The sequence below is a fragment of the Alteromonas profundi genome, from assembly GCF_010500865.1.
Lineage (GTDB): Bacteria > Pseudomonadota > Gammaproteobacteria > Enterobacterales > Alteromonadaceae > Alteromonas > Alteromonas profundi.
Genome location: NZ_JAAAWN010000012.1, coordinates 12,149 through 34,415, shown reverse-complemented (window position 1 = coordinate 34,415; position 22,267 = coordinate 12,149). Strand labels below are relative to the sequence as shown.

At 45.2% G+C, this 22,267-nt stretch carries 17 protein-coding genes; 12 read left to right on the top strand and 5 right to left on the bottom strand.

The genetic code is table 11. From position 1 onward, the window contains the following. The first annotated feature begins 94 nt into the window (after positions 1-94). From smc to ligA, 3 genes are all read left to right on the top strand, one after another. Positions 95-3,565, top strand: a complete 3,471-nt coding sequence (gene smc, locus GTH32_RS10375) for a chromosome segregation protein SMC (protein WP_163085461.1) — start codon at positions 95-97, stop codon at positions 3,563-3,565. Positions 3,566-3,585: 20 nt separating this feature from the next. Continuing rightward, positions 3,586-5,022: a cell division protein ZipA gene (gene zipA / locus GTH32_RS10370; protein WP_163085459.1), complete on the top strand. Its 1,437-nt coding sequence runs from the start codon at positions 3,586-3,588 to the stop codon at positions 5,020-5,022. Positions 5,023-5,222: 200 nt separating this feature from the next. Beyond that, positions 5,223-7,259, top strand: a complete 2,037-nt coding sequence (gene ligA, locus GTH32_RS10365; protein ID WP_163085457.1) for an NAD-dependent DNA ligase LigA — start codon at positions 5,223-5,225, stop codon at positions 7,257-7,259. Positions 7,260-7,439: 180 nt separating this feature from the next. Here the strand turns inward: ligA and GTH32_RS10360 are convergent, their stop codons facing one another. After that, a complete protein-coding gene (locus tag GTH32_RS10360; RefSeq protein WP_163085454.1) occupies positions 7,440-7,973 on the bottom strand; it encodes a DUF2062 domain-containing protein in 534 nt (177 codons plus the stop codon). Positions 7,974-8,037: 64 nt separating this feature from the next. On the opposite strand from GTH32_RS10360, the gene GTH32_RS10355 reads away from it, so the two are divergent. The 6 genes from GTH32_RS10355 (at position 8,038) to GTH32_RS10330 (ending at position 14,953) form a co-directional block, all read left to right on the top strand. Next, entirely contained in the window at positions 8,038-10,440 is a 2,403-nt protein-coding gene (locus GTH32_RS10355) for a DNA internalization-related competence protein ComEC/Rec2 (RefSeq protein WP_163085452.1), read from the top strand. Positions 10,441-10,509: 69 nt separating this feature from the next. Further along, the gene (msbA, locus tag GTH32_RS10350) at positions 10,510-12,255 is read left to right on the top strand and encodes a lipid A export permease/ATP-binding protein MsbA (protein ID WP_163085608.1); all 1,746 of its coding nucleotides are present in this window, start codon (positions 10,510-10,512) and stop codon (positions 12,253-12,255) included. Then, a complete protein-coding gene (gene lpxK / locus GTH32_RS10345) occupies positions 12,255-13,292 on the top strand; it encodes a tetraacyldisaccharide 4'-kinase (protein WP_163085450.1) in 1,038 nt (345 codons plus the stop codon). Before msbA ends, lpxK begins: the two co-directional genes overlap by 1 nt. Beyond that, positions 13,282-13,476 (top strand): Trm112 family protein, encoded by a 195-nt coding sequence (locus tag GTH32_RS10340; protein WP_163085448.1) that lies wholly within the window; start codon positions 13,282-13,284, stop codon positions 13,474-13,476. Before lpxK ends, GTH32_RS10340 begins: the two co-directional genes overlap by 11 nt. Before the next feature lie 6 nt (positions 13,477-13,482). Beyond that, positions 13,483-14,235 carry a 3-deoxy-manno-octulosonate cytidylyltransferase gene (kdsB, locus tag GTH32_RS10335; protein WP_163085446.1) on the top strand — a complete coding sequence of 251 codons (753 nt, stop codon included), beginning with the start codon at positions 13,483-13,485 and terminating at the stop codon, positions 14,233-14,235. A 58-nt stretch (positions 14,236-14,293) separates the two neighbouring features. Beyond that, complete coding sequence (locus GTH32_RS10330; protein ID WP_163085444.1) at positions 14,294-14,953, top strand: SDR family oxidoreductase; 660 nt, start codon at positions 14,294-14,296, stop codon at positions 14,951-14,953. Between the two features lie 168 nt (positions 14,954-15,121). On the opposite strand, the gene rimO is transcribed toward GTH32_RS10330, so the two are convergent. Further along, entirely contained in the window at positions 15,122-16,564 is a 1,443-nt protein-coding gene (rimO, locus tag GTH32_RS10325) for a 30S ribosomal protein S12 methylthiotransferase RimO (RefSeq protein WP_163085442.1), read from the bottom strand. A 192-nt stretch (positions 16,565-16,756) separates the two neighbouring features. On the opposite strand from rimO, the gene GTH32_RS10320 reads away from it, so the two are divergent. Beyond that, positions 16,757-17,257, top strand: coding sequence for a DUF2919 family protein (locus GTH32_RS10320; protein WP_163085440.1), 501 nt, complete (start codon positions 16,757-16,759; stop codon positions 17,255-17,257). 199 nt (positions 17,258-17,456) lie between these two features. On the opposite strand, the gene GTH32_RS10315 is transcribed toward GTH32_RS10320, so the two are convergent. Together GTH32_RS10315 and tcdA are read right to left on the bottom strand one after the other, a co-directional pair. Continuing rightward, positions 17,457-17,861, bottom strand: coding sequence for a hypothetical protein (locus tag GTH32_RS10315; protein ID WP_163085438.1), 405 nt, complete (start codon positions 17,859-17,861; stop codon positions 17,457-17,459). A gap of 75 nt (positions 17,862-17,936) precedes the next feature. Next, positions 17,937-18,713, bottom strand: a complete 777-nt coding sequence (tcdA, locus tag GTH32_RS10310) for a tRNA cyclic N6-threonylcarbamoyladenosine(37) synthase TcdA (RefSeq protein ID WP_163085436.1) — start codon at positions 18,711-18,713, stop codon at positions 17,937-17,939. A 323-nt stretch (positions 18,714-19,036) separates the two neighbouring features. Here tcdA and GTH32_RS10305 point away from each other — a divergent pair, with 323 nt between their 5' ends. Together GTH32_RS10305 and GTH32_RS10300 are read left to right on the top strand one after the other, a co-directional pair. Next, positions 19,037-19,999: a glutathione S-transferase family protein gene (locus tag GTH32_RS10305; RefSeq protein ID WP_163085434.1), complete on the top strand. Its 963-nt coding sequence runs from the start codon at positions 19,037-19,039 to the stop codon at positions 19,997-19,999. 202 nt (positions 20,000-20,201) lie between these two features. Then, complete coding sequence (locus tag GTH32_RS10300) at positions 20,202-21,662, top strand: phosphohexomutase domain-containing protein (protein WP_163085432.1); 1,461 nt, start codon at positions 20,202-20,204, stop codon at positions 21,660-21,662. A 167-nt stretch (positions 21,663-21,829) separates the two neighbouring features. On the opposite strand, the gene GTH32_RS10295 is transcribed toward GTH32_RS10300, so the two are convergent. Further along, positions 21,830-22,252, bottom strand: coding sequence for a DUF3429 domain-containing protein (locus tag GTH32_RS10295; RefSeq protein ID WP_163085430.1), 423 nt, complete (start codon positions 22,250-22,252; stop codon positions 21,830-21,832). Positions 22,253-22,267 lie beyond the last annotated feature (15 nt).

Sequence of the window (22,267 nt, the reverse complement as noted above, 5' to 3'; positions counted from 1 at the left end):
TGACAACACAGAATGTCGTGTTACGTTCAACAATGAAAAGTGTCAATTCCAAACAGCATTTTACAATAATTACGTTCCAACGTAAGGGCAGCGTGTGCGGCTAAAGAAAATCAGACTTGCAGGGTTCAAATCCTTCGTCGACCCCACCAATATCCCATTTCCCGGCGATATGACCGCTGTGGTAGGCCCTAATGGCTGTGGAAAATCCAATGTTATTGATGCTGTTCGTTGGGTACTAGGTGAAAGCTCCGCTAAAAACTTACGCGGCGATGCCATGACAGACGTGATTTTTAACGGATCTTCGGCACGAAAACCAGTAGGACAATGTAGCGTTGAACTGGTCTTTGACAATAGTGCAGGGCGTATAGGCGGCGAATATGCAAACTATAGCGAGTTGTCGGTACGGCGCTTAGTAACCCGAGATGGGCAGTCGAGTTATTTTCTTAACGGTACCAAATGTAGAAAACGGGACGTCACCGATTTGTTCCTAGGCACCGGGCTCGGGCCGCGGTCATATGCCATTATCGAACAGGGGATGATTTCACGGCTTATTGAGTCGAAGCCACAAGAGTTACGGGTGTTTATCGAAGAAGCGGCAGGCATATCAAAGTATAAAGAGCGGCGCCGAGAAACAGAAAACCGTATTCGCCACACGCAAGATAACCTTACACGGCTTGACGACGTGCGCGATGAACTTGCCCAACAAATCGAAAAATTGCAACGTCAAGCGGCAGCAGCCACCCGTTATAAAACACTGCGTGGACGACTTCGAGAACTCAAAGGCCAGTTAGCGGCAATACGTTTTAATCAAATTAACCAACACATAGACTCGTTGCAAGCTCAGCAATCGACCTACCAACAACAACTAGATGCATTAGTCTCACAAAGTAAGGGCGATGAAGCTGGCATTCAGCGTTATCGCACCCAACATAGTGAATTAAAGCAGACAATTGACGATATTCAACAGGCAATATTTACTACCAGTAATAGTATTACTCGGCTCGAACAAAACGCCTTGCATCGCCAGCAACGCCTAAATCAAATTAACCGAGAACTAGAAGAGATTGAGCAGCAAATAAACCTGTTGGTCAGTTCAAAGAGTGAGGCTGAAAACGCGTTGGTTCGCTCACGCGCCGAGTTAGATAAGCTTATGCCACAACAAGCGCTAGTAGAAGAAGAGCATGAGCAAGCCGAGCAGGCGTTTATAGAGGCAGAAGAAAAGCTACGGGAATTTAATATACAAAGCCGCGAACATGAACAAACCTATCACCGGCTAAAGCAAGAAGTACAAGCCTGCCATAGTCAAATTCAAGCCACCATGAGCATGCAGCTACGTACATCACAGCGTATTAGCGAGCTAAATGATGAGCGGGCGCAGCTAGATGAAGAGAATCTGGCCGATAAAATTACCACGGTAGAGGCGCAAATAGAGGAAGCAAGACAGCAGTGCGCACTAGGTGAAGAGAGCGACAAAAATGCCAAGCAGACGGTGTTAGATTACCAACAACAACTCAAGCGTGTACAAAGCGAGGCGAACCAATTGGCGGGCCGTCAACAGTCAGTACGGTCTACTCAAGCTGCGCTTATGGCTTTACAAGAAGACGCGGGAGGCATTCCGGATACCTTAGATGACACCATTAAGCCATTATGGCAGGTTCTTGATGTTCCTCCTTCACTTAGCCGTTGTACCGAAGTTGTGTTGCACGGATGGCATCAACCTTACGTATTATTAAACAATGATGAGATTATCACTGACCCACACAGTGACCATTGCCTGCCCAAAGGCGTACCTATTTTCATCAATCATCAATTTACCGATAAAAAATCTAGCGGTACCCTTGCTAAAGCCCTTACTTCTGCGCGGGTGCCAAGGGCCTTTAATGACATTTTCCTGTTTGAGCAAGATGCGGGGGCTCTGGCAACGAGAGAAACGCTAGCGTCCCATCAATCAGCGCTGGCGTATTCTGGGCTATGGTGTGGGCGCGACTGGGTGGTGTTACCTGGTGAGCGTGAAGACGGTGTTATTCAGCGCGCGAATAAAATTGCTCAGCTTACCCAAGAACTGACCCAAATAGACACAGAGTATGCCCAGATAGAAGCCCAAGCCGCAATTATAACTGAGAAACTAGCAGAGGCGGAAGAAGCCCGCGCTACGTGTGAGTCGCTCTGGCAAGAAGCCAAAAGCGTGGTGACGAACTTAGCGAGTTCGCTGTCTTTACTCACTATGCAGCAAGAGCAACAGCAGACCCGTTCGTCAAAAGTGCGCACTGAGCTGGCTAAGCACAACGAAATTTTGCAAAAAGAAGAGAAACAGCTTGCTGCTTTGTCTGAAAAGTTGGAGGTTGCAGAGGCGCAAATTCTTGAGCATGAAGTGCACGTTGAAACGGTGAGTGCACAGCGCGAGCATTATGAAAATAAAGTGAACACCTTGCGCGGCAAAGTTGCTTCATTAACCCAGAAAGTTCATGATTTAGCCTTAAAATATCAGCAGCTTGAAAACCACCAAGCGCTATACCAGCAGCAAGTAGATAGAAATAATGAACAGTTATCCAGCTATCAAAAGCGGCAGCAAAACCTCGTTGAGGAAAAAGAGCAGCTTAGCGCACCGCAAACGCAACAAGACCAACAATTGCAGGCTTTACTTGACGAGAAGCAACAACTAGAAGCGCAACGGGGTGACTATCAGGCCCAACAGGAAAAAGTAATGTCATTGCTTAACGAGACAGAAAAAGGGCAGCAGGCATTAACAAAAGAAATTCAAAGTAGAACCCGCGATATAGAAAAATTAAACATTGATATTGAAGGTTACCGAGTACGTAGCAATGCGTTGATAGAGCAATTGGCTGAGGACAAGTTATCCCTTAACAGCATAATTCCTACCTTACCCGAGAACGCTGATGAGGCTACGTGGCAAAAAGAGTTAGAAAAAACCCAAAATAGTCTTACTCGATTGGGGGCGGTTAACTTAGCCGCGGTAGAGGAATTTGATATCCAGTCTGAACGTAAACGTCATTTAGATACCCAATATAATGATCTAAATGAGGCCCTTGAAACGTTACAAAGTGCTATTCGAAAGATAGATAAGGAAACCCGTACTCGTTTTTCCAATACCTTTGAGCAAGTGAATAGCGATTTGAAAACCCTATTTCCCAAAGTTTTTGGAGGGGGCTCTGCATACTTAGCACTTACTGACGATGACCTTTTGGAAACCGGGGTAACGATAATGGCAAGGCCGCCTGGTAAGAAAAATAGTACGATTCACCTGTTAAGCGGTGGAGAAAAAGCGTTAACCGCTTTATCATTGGTGTTTGCAATATTTAGACTAAATCCAGCGCCGTTTTGTTTACTGGATGAAGTTGATGCACCATTGGATGATGCAAATGTTGGACGTTTCTGTAACTTGGTATCAGAAATGTCACAAACTGTGCAGTTTATATATATCACCCACAATAAGATTGCGATGGAAATGGCAAGTCACTTGACTGGTGTTACGATGGCGGAACCAGGCGTTTCGAGGATGGTGGCAGTAGATGTTGACGAAGCAGTAGCTTTCGCAGAAGCATAACAAAGGGCGACGAAGTTAAAATGGAAGATGAATTACGTCTATCACTATTGATTGCGGGCACATGTTTTATTGTTGCAGTGCTTGCGCATGGTATTTGGAAGATACGCAAAAATAATCGTTCGGTGACTAAACCCCGAAGAGAGCCTCGTCAGTGGGATAATACACCTGTAGATGCAGAGCCTGATCAAGATTACGCCGGCGAAGAGAAAGCAGATTTCGACGAATTAGGCATTGGCAAGGTTAGGGTGGTTTCGCCCGCGCCTGGCACAGACAACGATGATCCGCACAGAAGGGATAGTCAAACGGCCACGCCTACCAATACACGTAACCCTGATGAACCTATGTCTCATGTGGAGGGTAATAGCCACAGTGAAAATAAGGGAAGCCAATCCCACAATGGGGAAACGCAGCGCCAAAACTCGGCTACGCCGTGTACAGATGAAGAGCCTAAGGGTGTTGATAAGACCGGGAACGACAAAGACGCGACTCCGCTTGATGCCAGAGCAACGCAGTCTAAAACGCTAGTTAGCGAAGAGCCAAAGCTATATGGTTCGGTAGTGAGTAACCCAAAACCGCATTTGCAAGGTCAGCCACGCTCTACAGCTGACACAGAAACAGATAATGCCCCCGAGTTTCCTGAACCGCCGGGTTTTTTGTTAAAAGAAGACAGCGATACAACTGAGGGTGTTATTGCGCCTGCGAACACGCAAGGGCCGCAAAGCGCTGAATGTCACGCCAGTTCGACATACAATGAAGGTGAAGAGAAAAAACACAGGACAGAGGCTGTGTCACAACCCGCCGAGGCCCCTAAAGCGACGCCTGAAACCATTACGGCCAGCGAGTTAAGTGAAAAAAGTGCAAAGAGAACCAAACCTAAACGGGCGAGAACAGGCACCCAGCAAAGACAGGAGCCACGGTTTGGGGACGATCAAATGCGCATCGACTTTGATGACAGTATTGATTCATCGTCGCAACCTAGTACCCCAGATAACGCTAAGACCGATAGTGAAGCGGCGCAAGCGTTGGAGCCAGAAGTATTAGTATTAAATGTAAAAGCGCCTGAAGATAAGCCTATTAACGGGGCTGTACTTTTACCCATGTTATTAACCTTAGGGTTTAAATTTGGCGATCAGGATATTTTTCACCGCCATGTAAATTCCAACGGTAAAGGCCCCGTACTGTTTAGTTTAGCGAACATGTTTAAGCCTGGTGTGTTTGATATTGATAAGCTTGAGACCTTTGCTACACAGGGGGTTTCTTTGTTTATGATACTGCCGATAGAAGCAGACCCTCACCAGGTGTTTAATATGATGCATAATGCCGCACGTAAGCTCGCCGACGAGTTTGATGCACAGGTGCTCGATGGCAGGCGCAGTGTTTTAACAAAGCAAGGCTTACAGCAATATGTTGAGAAAATTCGCGAGTTTGAACGCAAACGCATGATAGCCAGACAATAATACGTGGCTGGGTATAAAATGTAGAGTTACCTAGAGGGCCTGATACGTATCAGGCCCTCTTTATATTGAAATGCTAATATAGATCCTAATGGCACGTGGCTCTTGCTCAATGTAGGCTTAATTATTTAAGCCGCAAAGTATAGATAATGTATGGGCTACGTCGCCGCCTAACTGTTAATCAAGGTACGTGTAAAATAACGATGTCAGAATCTTTACAAAATGCTCGTCGTCGCATTGAAGAATTGCGAACCCAAATAGCTGAATATAACTACCAATATTATGTTCAAGATGCGCCTACCGTTCCCGATGCGCAATACGATCGCGACATGCAGGAACTCATTGCGCTAGAAAAAGCTCACCCGCAGCTGCAAAGTGCGAGCTCTCCAAGCCAAAAAGTAGGCGGTCAGGCCCTCTCAGCATTTGAGCAAGTAACCCACGAAGTGCCTATGTTGTCGCTTGATAACGCCTTCGACGAGACCACATTATTAGCATTTGAAAAACGGGTTTCAGACAGGCTTAAAGATACTCGGGTTCTTCACTTTAGTTGCGAGCCAAAGCTTGATGGTCTTGCGGTAAGTATCCTGTACGAAAATGGTCAACTTGTAAGGGCTGCAACCCGGGGCGATGGCCAGGTAGGGGAAAATATTACCGCTAATGTACGTACTATCGCTAACGTTCCTTTATCTTTAAGAGGGACAAATTGGCCTGAACGTGTAGAGGTTCGTGGTGAAGTTTTTATGCCTAAAAAAGGCTTTGAAAAACTTAATGAACAGCAAAAGCAAGCCGGTGCGAAGGTGTTTGCTAACCCGAGAAATGCTGCGGCGGGTAGTTTGCGCCAGTTAGATTCCAAAATTACCGCTAAACGTCCCCTAATGTTTTACGCATATTCATTAGGGCTAGTGAGCCCAAGTGACTTTAGCTTACCGTCGTTACACAGCCAGAGACTCGAAACATTAGCCCAATGGGGTATTCCGCTGTGCCCTGATATCGATACGGCCAAAGGGGCGAAGGGCTGTTTAGATTACTACCAGCTCATTTTAACTAAGCGTGACAACTTGCCTTATGACATTGATGGGGTGGTATTTAAAGTTAACGATATTGAACTGCAACAACAATTAGGCTTTGTTGCACGCGCGCCGCGCTGGGCAATTGCTCAAAAATTTCCGGCTCAAGAAGAGGTGACGCGCTTACTCGATGTAGAGTTTCAAGTGGGGCGCACTGGTGCTATTACTCCAGTAGCACGGCTAGAACCCGTTTTTGTCGGCGGCGTTACTGTGTCTAATGCCACATTGCACAACCAAGATGAAATTGAACGGCTTGGTGTTAAGGTAGGCGACTATGTGATTATTCGCCGTGCCGGCGATGTTATCCCGCAAGTTGTCTCAGTGGTTGAGGTAAAGCGCAACGGCGCAGAACGGGATATAGTATTTCCTAGTACTTGTCCTGTTTGCGACTCTAACGTAGAAAAACTCGCTGATGAAGCAGTGGCACGTTGTACGGGCGGCCTCATTTGTGCGGCGCAGCGTAAGCAAGCATTAAAGCATTTTGCCTCCCGTAAAGCCTTTGATATCGATGGGTTAGGCGATAAGCTTGTAGAGCAGTTGGTAGACGCCGACCTGGTACATAGCCCCGCAGACTTTTTCACTCTAACTGTGGAAGCATTAATCGGGCTTGAGAGAATGGCTGAAAAGTCTGCGGTAAAACTGCTCAACGCTTTAGAAGCCTCAAAAACCACCACGTTGGCAAAGTTTCTGTATGCGTTAGGAATAAGGGAAGTAGGCGAAGCTACCGCAGCAAACTTAGCGCAGCACTTTACCACCCTTAATGCTATTCGTAGCGCGAACCTAGAAGATTTGGTAGCGGTGTCGGATGTGGGAGAGATTGTGGCAACGCATATCCATAATTTCTTTAATGAAGATCATAATATTGAGGTTATAGAGGCGCTTATTAATGTCGGTATTCATTGGCCGGATATCGAGAAAAAATCGGCGGGAGAAAGTTTACCCCTTGAAGGGCAGACCTGCGTGATAACGGGAACATTAAGCACTATGGGGCGTTCCGATGCGAAAGCCAAATTACAGTTGCTGGGCGCGAAAGTAGCAGGTTCCGTTTCTAAGAATACCGATTTCTTGGTTGCAGGCGAAAAAGCGGGCTCTAAGCTAACAAAAGCGCAAGATTTAAACGTAGCTGTGTGGGACGAAGACGCACTTGTCGCTTTTCTTGCTGAGCACGAATAGGGAACAGTACTATCTAGCGCAATCGTGGAAGTGAGTGTGGTCTTTTTTCTATGCGAACCCTCGATAGGCAGCCCGTGACAGCCACGAGGTAAAAACAGTAAAAAAGGGGCGCGATAGTCATTATCGCGCCCCTTTTTTACTGTTTGAACGAATTAGTTATGGTGGGTTCGAGCGTCTACTTTACGCTGACTTTGCGTTTTTATTGCGCGCTTGTCTGCGTTTTTCCCACGCTTTTCTAACTTGAAAACGCCATATCCAATTTAAGCTAACGTAACCCGCAATGCCAAAAATAACCGAACAAATAGCACAGCCGACCAAAAATGCGGGGCCAATTGTGGTTAGGCTTTCCACCACCCATTGCCAGCTAAACTGAAACTCAAAGTGTTCAGGCTTGGTCCCAAGTACAGTAGTCCCAACCTTGTAGGCACCGTAGAATATGGGCGGCATAGTAAATGGATTGGTTACCCATACCGTGGCAACGGAGAGAGGTAAGTTGGCCCGAAAAGGAATAGCCATGCCAGCAGATAACCACATCTGAAAGGGCACTGGCCAAAACGCAAAGAACAAACCAATCCCAAATGCGCCTGACGCGGAACGTCTATTTAAATGCCATAAATTGGGTTCATGTAAGACACTCCCAAAGATACGCAGCGCTTTGTTTTGCTTGACTGTCTGGTGGTCAGGCAGAAATCGTCTAATAAATTTTTTAGGCATAACACTCGTTCATTACTGTAAACCTATGGCGAAATCGCCATTACTACTATTGCTACGTATACTTATGGCTAATCGTATCACAATTTGGTGCAGTAGTTTTTGCTCTAGCGCATTAAGCGCAGTGTTTTGGTCAGCACTTCCTTCACCCACAAGCTTGCTATGCATTGCGCTATTGGCAGTAATTTTCATTGTAATCGGGCAGGTGACCACAAAAACTACAGCATTTTGGTGGCATACTGCAATTACCTATTCCCGTTTATGGATAGGTGTTAGTGGCGCCCTTGCGGGTGTGCTATGGATGGCGAGTGTAGGGCATTCGTACCTGTCTTGGCAACTGCCAAAGCATAAAATTCAACAAGATGTCACAGTTTTAGGACAAGTGGTATCAGGGGGGTGTTTAAACTACCACCAGATTGATAATAAAGGCCAAGGCGCTAATCGCCTTGCGCATACCTATAAAGTCAGTATTAGCCAAATAGATGGCGAAAAAATGCCCGCCAACCTTATTATGCAATTGCGTACTATTGAGTCTCATCCTTGTATTCATAATCAAGATACGTTTTCGGCGTTAGTTAGAATTAAGCCAGCCTACGGTAGTATTAACCCTGTTGGATTTAACTTTCAGCAATATCTAGTAAGCCAAAATGTGGTGGCTACAGGCTATATAAAAAACCTAATAGCACGGGATAACGGGCAAAACATTGATCATCACCATGGCGTAGCGTTTTCACTAAATGCCCACCTTATTCAGCTTGAACTTCAAAATACCCAGTGGTGGCAAGCACTGTTGTTGGGGAACCGGCAAGCACTGACACCCACAGATTGGCAATTAATTCAGCGCACAGGCACTGCGCACCTATTTAGTATTTCGGGAATGCATTTAGGCATTATTGCAGCAACTACCTTCTACGTTTGCTGTGTTGGTTATTTGCTGGTGCGTTTAGTGTTTCCGATTACCCAAACTATGGTCAGTATTCGCCAAGTGGTGTTGCTTGTCGTGTTAGTTAGCGCTTTCGGTTACGCCTATATTAGTGGTATGGCGCTACCGGTAATGCGTGCATACCTGTTGCTTTTGCTAGTTAGTGTAACCGCTATCGCTCGTGTTGCCATAACGCCGTTTTCATTGATGGTGATGATGGTGTTCTTTTGTTTGCTTATTTACCCGCTATCCATACTTCAAGCAAGTTTTTACTTGAGCATAGGTGCAGTGGTTTTTATAGCGCTGTTGAATTGGCGATACCGTTTAACGTCGCGTCCTTGGTATATAGGCCTAGTGGTGATGCAGTTTGCTATAAGTGTTGCCATGCTACCTCTTACCCTAATGTGGTTTGGAAGCGCAAGTCTCATAGGCATTATTGCTAATTTATTGGTCGTGCCTATTATCACTTTCCTATTACCAATAGCGCTAAGCCTTCTTTTCACTTTATTTATCGCTCCCAGTGGATTCCTTTATGAGTGGGCCTCTACCTCCTTGAGGTACCTGGACGGGCTACTTAGTTACGTGCTTAAAGCGTTAATATACTTTGAACAGTTACCTTTTAGCCACGTTGCACTGGGTATTGAGCCTTTCGGGTTAGCCAGTTTTTTCGTTGCTGTGGTGTTATTTTTATTGCCAGTGTGGCGAAGCCGATGGTTATGTATCGCAATATTCACTGCTCCTTTGCTATTGAGCGTTGTGGCTTTCAATGATGATCGCTGGTTTTTGCATGTTTTTGATGCGGGGCAGGGAACAGCGCTAGCAATAACGAAGGGCAAGCGAACAATACTTATAGACACTGGGCCCGCCTACGAAGGTGAATCACGAATTATGGGCGATATGTTACCTTTGTTTTTAGCACAAATTAACGCTAGCTATATTGATATGGTGGTGATTAGTCATAACGACATGGATCATGCCGGCGGCGTAAAAACATTACAACAATGGTTGCCTAAACACCAAAGTGCTGCCTCGTGGTTTACCCCTACTAACGGCTGCCGTCAAGGTACGCAGTTTCGTTGGCAAGGGTTAGAGGTGCGCTTTCTTTGGCCATTGCAAGGCAATACTGAAAATAACAATAACACCTCATGTGTGGTTAAAATTTTTGATGCTAATCACAGTCTTTTGCTACCTGGTGATATAGAGCGCTCTAGTGAATATGCGTTGATTAAAACGCAACAAAAGCTATCAGCAAATGTATTATTGTCACCCCATCATGGTAGCAGTACGTCATCAACCGCTGCGTTTATTGAAGGCGTCTCACCAGACGTCGTAATTCATACTCAAGGGTATGAAAATAGGTGGAAATTTCCTACTAAAAACGTCTATCAGCGTTACCAAAAATTTGGCGCAACACAATTTACTACCAGTGAATATGGTTACATACGCCTTGAATTTTCGCCTAATGACATCATAGTATCGCCACTTCGCCGGGATATTCGTCGCCGCTGGTACTTGCATAGAAAACCGCCTAGGCACCTCACGGATTAGGGAAATACACAAAGAGCTTGTACAATACCACCGGTAAAATACGAACAACGAATGGATAAACAAAGACTAATGCAACAAACCGAGACGTCTGCCTCACAGGTTAAGCGATTTCTGCGCTATTTGCGTGATTATAAACTTCCTTTTCTTGCAGCCATCGTTGGCATGATTGGGTATTCAGCAGTTGATACTTTTGTATTCGCCCAACTGCAACCTATGATTGATGAGTCGTTAGGAAATAATGATAAGGAATATTTGCGTTTAGCCGCGTACGCCATAGTGCCGCTTTTCTTATTACGCGGTATTTTTAATTTTCTCGGAACCTATACCCTTACTTGGATTGGCTCGCGTGTGGTGATGCGTATGCGCCAGCAATTGTTTGAAAAATACATTCACTTACCGGTGGCGTTTCACGATACACACGCAGTAGGTGGCCTAATTAGTAAAGTTACCTATGACACAGAGCAGGTTGCAAACGCATCCGGTAAAGCACTGCTTACTCTGGTTAGAGAAGGCGCGTTAGTGATTGGCTTGTTAGCGGTAATGTTTTATTACTCGTGGCAGTTATCCCTTATATTTCTGCTTATCGGGCCCCTTGTTGCGGTTATTGTTTCTTTTGTAAGCAAACGATTTAGGGTAGTGAGTAAAAATATTCAGCAATCGATGGGTAATCTTACCTCAGCGGTAGAGCAAGCGGTAAAAGGTCACAAAGTGGTGATCATGTTCGGCGGCCAACAGATAGAACAAAATCGTTTTGAGCAAAAAAACAACCATAACCGCCAACAAACCATGAAGCTTGCGGTAACACAAATTTTTAGTGTTTCATCTATCCAGGTTATTGCGTCTGTTGCTCTGGCGGTAGTGCTATTTATTGCAAGTACCCCAGGAATGTTAGAGCAACTTACTGCCGGCGTTTTTATTAATGTGGTGTTTTGTATGGTGATGTTGTTAAAGCCACTAAAACAACTTACCACCATCAATAATCAGTTCCAAAAAGGGATGGCGGCATGTGCCAGTATCTTTGAAATATTAGATGTTGAAGATGAAGCCGATAAAGGCGGGGTAATGCTTAAACGTGCGAAGGGAAAAATTGAGTTTGATAATGTGACCTTTACCTATCCGGGTAAGCAATCTCCCGCATTAACCGATGTTTCGTTTACCGCTGAACCGGGTCAGTCAATAGCACTTGTTGGGCGTTCTGGCAGTGGTAAGTCAACGATATCGTCGCTGCTTACCCGTTTTTATTCACCGCAGCAAGGCCAAGTGCGACTAGACGGCGAGCCTCTTGATAGCATAGATTTGAAGTGCCTGCGTTCGCAATTTGCCCTTGTCTCGCAAAATGTAACCTTGTTTAACGATACTATTGCAAACAATATTGCCTATGGCGCCAAAGAAGAGGTATCTAGTGAGCGATTAGCGCAGGCCGTTAAAATGGCGCATGTTGAAGAGTTTTTAGATAACTTACCTCACGGTATCGATACCGTAGTGGGCGAAAATGGTCTTATGCTATCTGGGGGGCAGCGCCAGCGTATTGCTATTGCCCGCGCTATTTTGGCCGATGCCCCGATATTAATTCTCGATGAGGCCACCTCAGCGTTAGATACTGAATCAGAACGCCTTATTCAAGATGCACTTGATACCTTACAGCAACGCTGTACCAGCGTGGTTGTGGCTCACCGTCTGTCAACGATTGAGAATGCTGATGTGATCATGGTGGTAGAGCAGGGCCGTATAATAGAACGCGGCAAGCATGAGGAGTTGCTTGCAAAAGGTGGGCACTACGCGCAACTTCACGCTCTTCAATTTGGTGGTCATTAGTGAGTATATTGGTAAAGCGCTGGCATCAAGGGCGCTGGTGGGTGTGGCTCCTCTCGCCTTTAACGGTTATTTTCTGGCTACTGAGTGGATTAAGGCGGGCGAGTTTTAAAGTCGGACTTAAAAAGTCTGTTCGTGTAGACGCCAAGGTAATTGTTGTGGGCAATATATCGGTGGGCGGCAATGGCAAAACACCCGTAGTATTGGCTCTTGCCGAGTATTATAAAAAACGCGGGCTAACGGTAGGTATATTGAGCCGAGGCTACGGGGGAAAATCAGCGCACTATCCGCGAGTGGTAACAAAAACAGATAACCCTTTGGAAGTGGGCGACGAGCCTAAACTACTTGCAGTGCGCAGCGATGTTACTGTCGTTATCGACCCGGTACGAAGCCGTGGCGCGCGTTATTTAAGCAACGAATGCCATTGTGACCTAATTATTTGTGACGACGGTTTACAGCACTACGCATTGGCACGAGACGTTGAAATTGTGGTTATGGATGAACGTATGTTAGGCAGTGGCTACCTTATGCCTATGGGGCCGCTACGTGAAGGGCGCTGGCGCTTGTCAAAGGTTGATGCATTAATCCATAACAGGCATGCCAGTGATGCGCCAACGCTTAATGCGGGCAAAACGCAGCAATATATTATGCGTCTTTCTCCTGGCCGTTTTACGTCCGTGTGTGAACCTGATAAGACAATTGGGTTTGATAAATTAGCCAACATACCTACCACCGCGATAGCAGGTATTGGCGCTCCCGAACGATTTTTCGGCCAACTTAAACAAATGGGGATGCAGTTATCTCATTGTCACGGGTTTCCAGATCATCATCAATTTACTGCCAAAGACATTCCTGCTGGCACGGTGTTGATGACTGAAAAAGACGCCGTGAAAGTCGCTGATTTCGCTCACGACAATTGCTGGTATCTGCCGGTGTCAGCTAATATAGATAGCAAATTTTATACGTTAATCGATCAGAAGCTAGCTGAGGCTGGCTTAACTGTAACGCCAACAGAAAAGAGGAAGAACAATGGCATTTGATAAAAAGCTTTTAGAAGTATTGGCGTGCCCCGTGTGTAAGGGAAAATTGGTGCTCAGCGATGATGCATCGCAACTTATTTGCCGCTTCGACCGTCTTGCCTATGACATTACAGACGGTATTGCGGTACTCATTGAAAGCAAAGCATCATCGCTAACCCTCGATGAAGTTGATGCAACAAGGTAGAGAACCATGGCATTTACTGTAGTTATTCCTGCTCGCTTTGGCTCTAGTCGTTTTCCCGGTAAACCGCTTGCAGATATTCAAGGGAAACCAATGATTCAACACGTGGTCGAGCGTGCTGAAGAGGCCGGGGCAAGTAGAATTATTGTTGCCACCGATGATGTGCGTATTGCAAACGTCGCTGAGCATTTTTCTCACGTTTGCATGACGGCAAGTGATCATCAATCGGGCACTGAGCGCATCGCTGAAGTACTTACGAAAGAAGCGATAAGCGGTCAAGATATTGTGGTTAATGTACAAGGGGATGAACCTTTTATTCCTGCCGAAAATATCAAGCAGGTGGCTGGCAACTTAGCTAATGCTACTGACTGTATGATGGCAACCTTGTCTACACCGATAGAAAAAAGTGATGACGTATTTAACCCAAACATGGTGAAAGTCGTGGTGAATGCGCGCAATGAAGCCATGTATTTTTCCCGTTCGGCCATACCCTTTGAGCGGAACAGAATGATGGGTTCACCAAAACAGGCCGATCCGAATCTTTACTATCGTCATATTGGTATTTATGCCTACCGCGCGCAATACGTACAACGCTATGTGAGTTACGCGCCAAGTGCACTGGAACATATTGAGTCGCTAGAGCAGTTGCGAGCATTATGGTACGGTGACAAAATACATTGCGACATTGCCGCTGAGGAGCCACCAGTAGGAATTGATACGCCAGAGGATCTAAGGCGTTTATTAGGCACGTTAGCAACCTAACGTGCTATGGCAAACCACAGAGGCGTTAGCACTAACCTATCATTATTAAGGAGTTAACATGAATGTAGTGGTAACAGGGGGCAACAGAGGGATAGGCCTTGCGCTGGTTAAGCAGTATGTCGCTCAGGGCCACACGGTTTTTGCTACCTGTCGCAATAGTTGCGATGAATTAAACGCAAGTGGGGCTAAGATAATTAATAATGTTGACCTTTCAAAGCCCGAAACCCTTGCAGTTGCACTCGCCGATATTGTCGCCACGCGGATTGATGTTTTAATAAATAATGCGGGCGTACTAGGGGTTGAGAACCTTCATGACTGGGAACCCGCCACCATCGAATATCAATTTCGCGTCAACGCATTAGGCTCTCTACTGGTAACACAAACCCTTTTACCTTCTCTTAATGAGGGTAGCAAAGTAGCCATGATTAGCAGCCGTATGGGTTCCATGGCTGACAACAGTTCAGGGGGATATTACGGCTACCGTATGTCGAAAGCGGCGCTTAATGCTGCAGGCGTATCCTTAGCGAATGACTTAGGGCCAAAAGGTATTGCTGTTGGCGTATTTCATCCTGGGTTTGTGCAAACTGAAATGGTCAATGGTAACGGTGATATTGATGCCGATACTGCGGCGGCACGATTAGTCACTCGTATAGAAGAACTAAATGTAGAGAACGCTGGTCGTTTCATTCACGCCAATGGTGATACATTACCGTGGTAGTTGTAAACTAAGCCTAATCATGGCGTCTACAGAAACATTGATGGGGGGAGCGGTTAAAAAAAAGCGCCCCACAAAGGAGGCGCCGCACAGGGAAGTTATCCTGTTATCGTTTTTCTTGCCATCTATTACAACTGTGTTGAAGACATAAGCGACAGCGTGTAGGTGTCATTATTCCGTGTCGCTAGCGTCATCTTGGTCTTCGGAAAGCACCGCCCACACATCGTGTTCATTGGCATGAATAACTTCGGCCCAGACACGATCCCCTGGCTTCACGTTGTAAACACCGTTAAGATGAACAAGGCCGTCAACCTCAGGGGCATCGGCGTAAGTTCTTCCTACCGCGCCTTCACTATCTACACTATCAATAACTACATGATACTCATTACCTATACGGTCTTGCAGACGCTGAGCACTAATCTCACCTTGCACTTCCATAAAACGTGCAAGACGGGCTTGTTTAATACTTTCTGGTACAGGATCAGGTAAATCATTGGCGCGGGCACCTTCAACGGGGGAGTATGCAAATGCACCAACCCTGTCGAGTTGGGCTTCGCGAATAAACGTTAGTAATTCTTCAAACTCTTCTTCTGTTTCACCCGGGAAGCCGACAATAAAGGTTGAACGAATTACCAATGAAGGACATATTTCTCGCCACTTTTTAATGCGTTCTAACGTACGATCGGCACTGCCAGGGCGTTTCATAAGTCGTAAGATACGCTTACTGGCATGTTGCAGTGGAATATCAAGGTAAGGAAGCAGTTTACCTTCATTCATCAAAGGGATAAGGTCGTCTACATGGGGGTAGGGATAGACATAGTGAAGTCGAACCCAAATTCCCATTTCGCCAAGTTTTTCGCACAACTGCTGCATGTGCGTTTTAACAGGCATGCCATTCCAAAAGCCGGTGCGGTGTTTTACATCTACGCCATACGCACTGGTATCTTGGGAAATCACCAATAACTCTTTTACGCCCGCCGCTTGCAAGCGTTTTGCTTCATCAAGCACGCTGCCCACAGGACGACTTACAAGGTCGCCGCGCATTGAGGGGATAATACAGAAAGTACATCTGTGGTTACAGCCCTCAGATATTTTAAGATAGGCATAATGACGAGGCGTGAGTTTTACCCCATGGTCGGGAACCAAGTGCTCAAAGGGATTATGCTGCGGCTTTGGTAGGTGTTCGTGTACCTGTTCAACCACGGTTTCATAAGCATGAGGACCTGTGATGGCCAATACATTTGGATGAACTTCTCGTATATCATCTTCTTTGATACCTAAACACCCAGTAACAATTACCTTACCGTTTTCTTTTAGCGCTTCGCCAATGGTATCAAGAGACTCTTCTACCGCTGCATCAATAAAGCCGCAGGTATTTACAATAACTAGGTCAGCATCGTTGTATGTGGGAACCACATCATAGCCTTCAGTCCGAAGCTGAGTAAGAATGCGCTCCGAATCAACCAGGTTTTTCGGACAACCTAAGCTAACAAACCCAATACGACTACCGCTCGCTGCATCGCGATTTCTATTCGCATCAAGTGTTTTAACGGGTGTTTCCAGCGTGGTGGTTTTATTAACCGTTTTGTTGGGGTCAAAGGTTTCTACTGACATTAAAATTACCTGGTTAATGCTGTACTTAAAATGGCCGCGGATTATACAGTAAGTCGCTGCTAAGCGCAGCAGTTTCGCGTATTTTTATAAAGGGGAGCGGAAAATTAATTATATTATAAGACAGTACGGTTTAAGTTACCTAAAACGGCCCAATATTCTGCCTATGATATCTTGTTTAACTGTCTTCATAGCATGCTAAAGCTGCCCCTAAAATATTACGACGAGGCGGGGCGTATACTACCGCCTGTGTGGTTGTATGGTTTACTCGCTTTTTTCTGTCTAGACTGGATTGCTTTTGTTTTTTCCCTCGCTTCACGTACGCAAACAGAAACATTGCTACGTATTTTTTACCCCCACAGCGAAAGTTTATGGATGGCGTTAGCGAGTAGTTTTCCATTGGTTATCGCAATGGTTTTAATTAGTCAGCGTGAACGCTTATGGAAACACCACTATATCCTGTGGTGTCGTTGGCTTATTCCTGCCATGGTAATTGGGGTAATCTGCTCTTTTGGGGTTCAGGTCTATCACGCTGTAAAACTGCATTGGAATTTTGAATTAGTAACGGCAATTAAAATTGCTGTTTCTTTGATTGGTTTTTACGTGGTGTGTCGAAGCCGGCATTTACGCTGGATGATTGAAGATTGGCAAACGCCTACGCAACACGATAAAGGGGAGGCGAACCCTGCTGGCTAAAAAGCCTAGATGAACAAGGTTGCTATGTAGCAAGATATTGCGTCAATATTTTTGTCTACTGTTATTTGTATCGCGTAGCGTCTATTACGTACTCCCTACAATGCATTCGCTAAAAGTAGGGCGAAACACAAACGCTCGCTTTGCCCCACGTTGTCTAATACATACATTAGCCTTAACCTCGTTAGACGCAACAAAAGGTTTATTGATGATTCGCTAAAGCTTGGTCAAAATAGCTTTTAACGCTAACACTTTTATCATTGACTAACCGCTCGTAGCAAATGCCAGCAAATGCGTAGGTATTGCTTTCCACTGCGAGGAGCATATAGGGGGCCTGTGGATTAGATTCATCGTAAATCCATGTGCCTTTTACATAACGACGCAACGTTTCGCCAACATAGGCGCCAAAAATATTGCAGATAGTGAACACGGCTTTTTCTTCAAGCGCTTTTTCTTGATATTTTTCGATAAAAGCTAACAGCAAGTCATCAACCGTAGCAATGCTTTGTGCAGTAAAATCAAGCGGTGTATTAAACTCTGCTTGCGCAGTTTTCACCGCGTTATCCGCACTATCGCTCATTAATTCTTCTAATTCATTCGGTGACATCTTAGTTCCTTGGTAACACCAGCACAGAAGTTGCGTGGGCAAAGTGTACATTGTGCTTAAGTTAAGACGAATTGTCTATTTTTGGCCAGTTAAACGGTTGATGATACTGGCTGCGGCAAACATACCAAAAGTGGCTGTTACCGTAACCACTGCGCCAAAGCCGCCCGCGCAATCTAGGCGTGTACCACCGCTCATCGCGGATTTATTAAAACACACACTGCCATCGGGTTGTGGATAGCGCAGTTGTTCCGTGGAATAAATACACTCTACGCCAAATCGGCGTTTAGGGTTTTTACTGAAGTTGTAGTTTCTTCTAAGTTCACTGCGTAGCTTGGCGGCAAGGGGATCTTGTACCGTTTTTGCTAGATCGCCTTTGGTCACTTGCGTGGGGTCGATTTGCCCCCCAGCACCGCCTACCGTAACGATTGGAATTTTTTGCCGTTTGCAATGGGCAATCATGGCAGCTTTTGCGCGAATACTGTCGGTAGCATCTATTACCGCATCACATGCATTTGAGATTAACTCACTTACGTTTTCAGCAAGTACGAAGTCTTCTACACAGGTAACGTTACAGGCGGGATTTATTTTATTAATACGTTCAGCGATCGCCTCGACTTTAGGTTGGCCTATGGTATCTGACATTGCATGAACTTGACGGTTGGTATTGGTGATACACACATCGTCTAAGTCGACCAGGGTTAGTTTACCCACACCCGAGCGAGCGAGCGCTTCTGCACACCAGCTTCCTACGCCACCAATACCTGCAATTAATACGTGACTATTGGCAAGTTTATTTGTGGCTTCTGGGCCATAAAGGCGAACAATGCCGCCGAACCTTGGGTCATAAGACATACATATACTCACAAAAATAGAAGCTGCGTGAAGCAGGCCCTAGCATTTACGATTAAGGGCGCGCATGATCGCAAAAAACCATAATAATGCAAGTTATTGACGCTGGGTATTCTACATTTGCCAAACAAAACACGGCCTAAAGGCGTGCTATGAAGATAATTCCCCGACCTATTTATAGCGGTTTTATAACCCATGGTTAGCAAAATAATTCGACTTACACGAACGTGTCATTCGTTTTTTCACGCAATACAGCAAAGTCCAAACATGATTCAATCACGTAACTAATGTAATGAATGCAACGAATTTTGAGGAAAGGAAAGACTATGGGCCTATTGGTTGACGGTAAATGGCAGGACAAGTGGTATGACACCAGTAAATCCGGAGGGAAGTTTGAACGTCAAGCATCGAAATTTAGACATTTTGTTGGTGCTGACGACAATAAGTTTCAACCCGAGTCTGGACGCTATCATTTGTATGTAGCCTTGGCATGCCCATGGGCTCATCGCACGCTTATTGTTAGAAAGTTAAAAGAGCTAGAAGCACATATAGATGTGTCAATCGTGCATCCGCACATGCTTTCCCACGGCTGGAGTTTCGATGATTACCCAGGGAGCACCGGCGATAAGCTTTACGGTAAAACATATCTACATGAAATTTACACCTTGGCTGATAGCGAGATTACCACACGCGTTACTGTGCCTATTTTGTGGGATAAGAAAACCAAACAGATAGTTAATAATGAATCAGCGGACATTATTCGTATTTTTAACAGTGGCTTTAATACACTTACCGGGAATACCATCGATTACTATCCTGAATCGTTGCGCAGTGCTATTGATGAAATAAACGATTTGGTTTATCCCAACATTAATAACGGAGTGTATAAGGCAGGGTTCGCTACCACTCAAGCGGCCTATGAGGAGGCAGTGAATGATGTGTTCGGTGCGCTGGCGAAGATTGAACAGATTCTCTCATCACAGCGCTATTTAGTGGCTGATACATTGACCGAGGCAGACTGGCGGCTCTTTACGACACTTATTCGATTTGATGCTGTCTATCACGGTCACTTTAAATGCAATATTAAACAAATAGCTGACTATCCAAATTTATTTGCGTATATGCGCGAACTTTATCAAATACCGGGTATTGCAGACACCGTAAACTTTGACCATATTAAACGTCATTATTATTTCAGCCATACTATGATAAACCCCACCCAGGTTATTCCCCTGGGGCCTAAACAAGACCTTATGCAACCCCATGGGCGAGAATCCTTGTCGACCTAACTTTTGGGGAAATATTAACACTATGCGCTGAGATCGCTAAACCTCGTTATACATTTGCTCACAAAGGGCCCATTTAAGATGCCTAGGGCGTTGCACCAATGGCTAGGCTTGTTTAACATGTTAATCGGACAAGCAAAAGCGTGGCCCCACGTTTTTGCTTTTTTAGTTTTAGCCAAATCGCAGGGAACAGAGACCTCACATAATGACAAAATCGATTACATGTTTTAAAGCATATGATATTCGCGGCGAATTAAATAGCCAACTCGACGAGGAAGTGGCTTACCGCATTGGATATGCGTTTGCAGAAGAATTAAATGCAAAGAGTGTGGTGGTGGGAAGCGATGTTCGATTAACGTCTACGCCCTTAAAACTCGCACTTACCGCGGGGCTCATTGACGCCGGCGCGAATGTTACCGATATTGGTATGGCTGGCACAGAAGAAATTTATTTTGCGACTAAACATTTAGGTGTTGATGGCGGCATCGAAGTTACCGCGAGTCACAACCCCATTAACTATAATGGCATGAAGCTAGTAAAAGCAGGGTCTGTGCCTATTAGTGGTGACACTGGGCTTGATGCGATTAAATCTCGCGCAGAATCGCTAGATGAAAATAGCGTGAATGACAGATTGGCGTTTTTTACCGACAACGCCAGTATTGATGCTGATGCATTTTTTAAGGGTAAAGCGCACATTCAAGTGAGTAAGTTAGCGGAAACAGGGAGCTATGTTGAAGACAGTTGTATGGATGCCTACGTGGACCATATGCTTTCTTATGTAGATTTATCCAACTTCACCCCGCTGAAAATAGTGGTTAACGCTGGTAATGGCGCAGCTGGAAAAGCATTAGATGCTCTTGAAGCTGAGCTTGAAAATAGACAGATACCTATTACGTTTATTAAAGTACATCATCAGCCAGATGGTACATTCCCCAACGGTATTCCCAACCCTCTACTTCCTGAAAACCGCGCCGATACAGCAAATGCTGTAATTGAACATAACGCCGACTTTGGTATTGCATGGGACGGCGACTTTGACCGTTGTTTCTTATTCGATGCAGACGGTCAATTTATTGAAGGCTATTACATTGTAGGTCTGCTTGCAGCTGCTTTTATTGAGAAAGATCAGGACAGCAAAATTATTTACGACCCCCGTGTATACTGGAATACGGAAGATATTGTCGCTAATGCGGGCGGTACGCCCATTAAGTCGAAAACTGGTCATGCTTTTATTAAAGAGCGTATGCGCAAAGAAGATGCGGTTTATGGCGGCGAAATGAGTGCACATCATTATTTCCGTGATTTCGCTTATTGCGATTCGGGCATGATCCCTTGGCTGCTTATTGCTGAATTAGTCTGTGTAAAACAGCAAACGTTAGCGAGCATGGTAAAACAGCGTATAGAAGCGTTTCCTTCATCGGGGGAAATTAACAGTAAATTAAACGATGCAGATGCTGCCCTAGCGCGGGTAACAGAAACGTACAAACCTAACGCTGAGGTTATTGATACCACTGACGGGTTAGGGTTAGAGTTTGGAAACTGGCGCTTTAATCTACGCAAATCAAACACCGAACCTGTAATACGGCTAAATGTTGAAAGTAAGGGCGATATTGCATTAATGGAAGAGAAAACGGCGGAGCTGTTAGCCGCTATTCGTGCAGAATAGCCGTTTATATTAGTGTAAATGGGATAGGGTAAACGTAAGCCCGCTAAGTTCAGCTACTCTTAACTTTGCGTAAAAAACGTATAAAAAAGGCACTATGGTCACGTTAAAACCATAGTGCCTTTTTTTATTCGCTCGGTTTTGTACATACTTACGCATAAAAGCGCTTATTATGTTATTAGGTAAATCATCCATGCATGGCTAAGTACTACCACTGTGGTTAGGGCTATACGAAGGCTGATGTAACTAACAATCTGTACCTTAGGCAAGCTAAGGGTAAATTTATCGTACATTAGAATGCCGACATAGCTTAACGACAGTAGCCCCAGTACTTCTACTCGGTGGCTAAATACCAAAGATAACCAACCTACTATGGTGGGCAGCATAGCAACGTACATTTGTGTACCGAATTTTTGCGCTTTCATGGCATCCCACCAGTGCACACCACCAAAAAACGATAACAAAACGCCAGAGTATTGAATGAAATACAGTGCGCTTTGCGTAAGCGACAGCAAGTTTGCTACATAGGCTATAGGCAGAAATATAAAGGGTATAAGGCCTGCTAGCCCGAGAACAACAGCAGAATAGGGCATAGACGTCTCCAAATA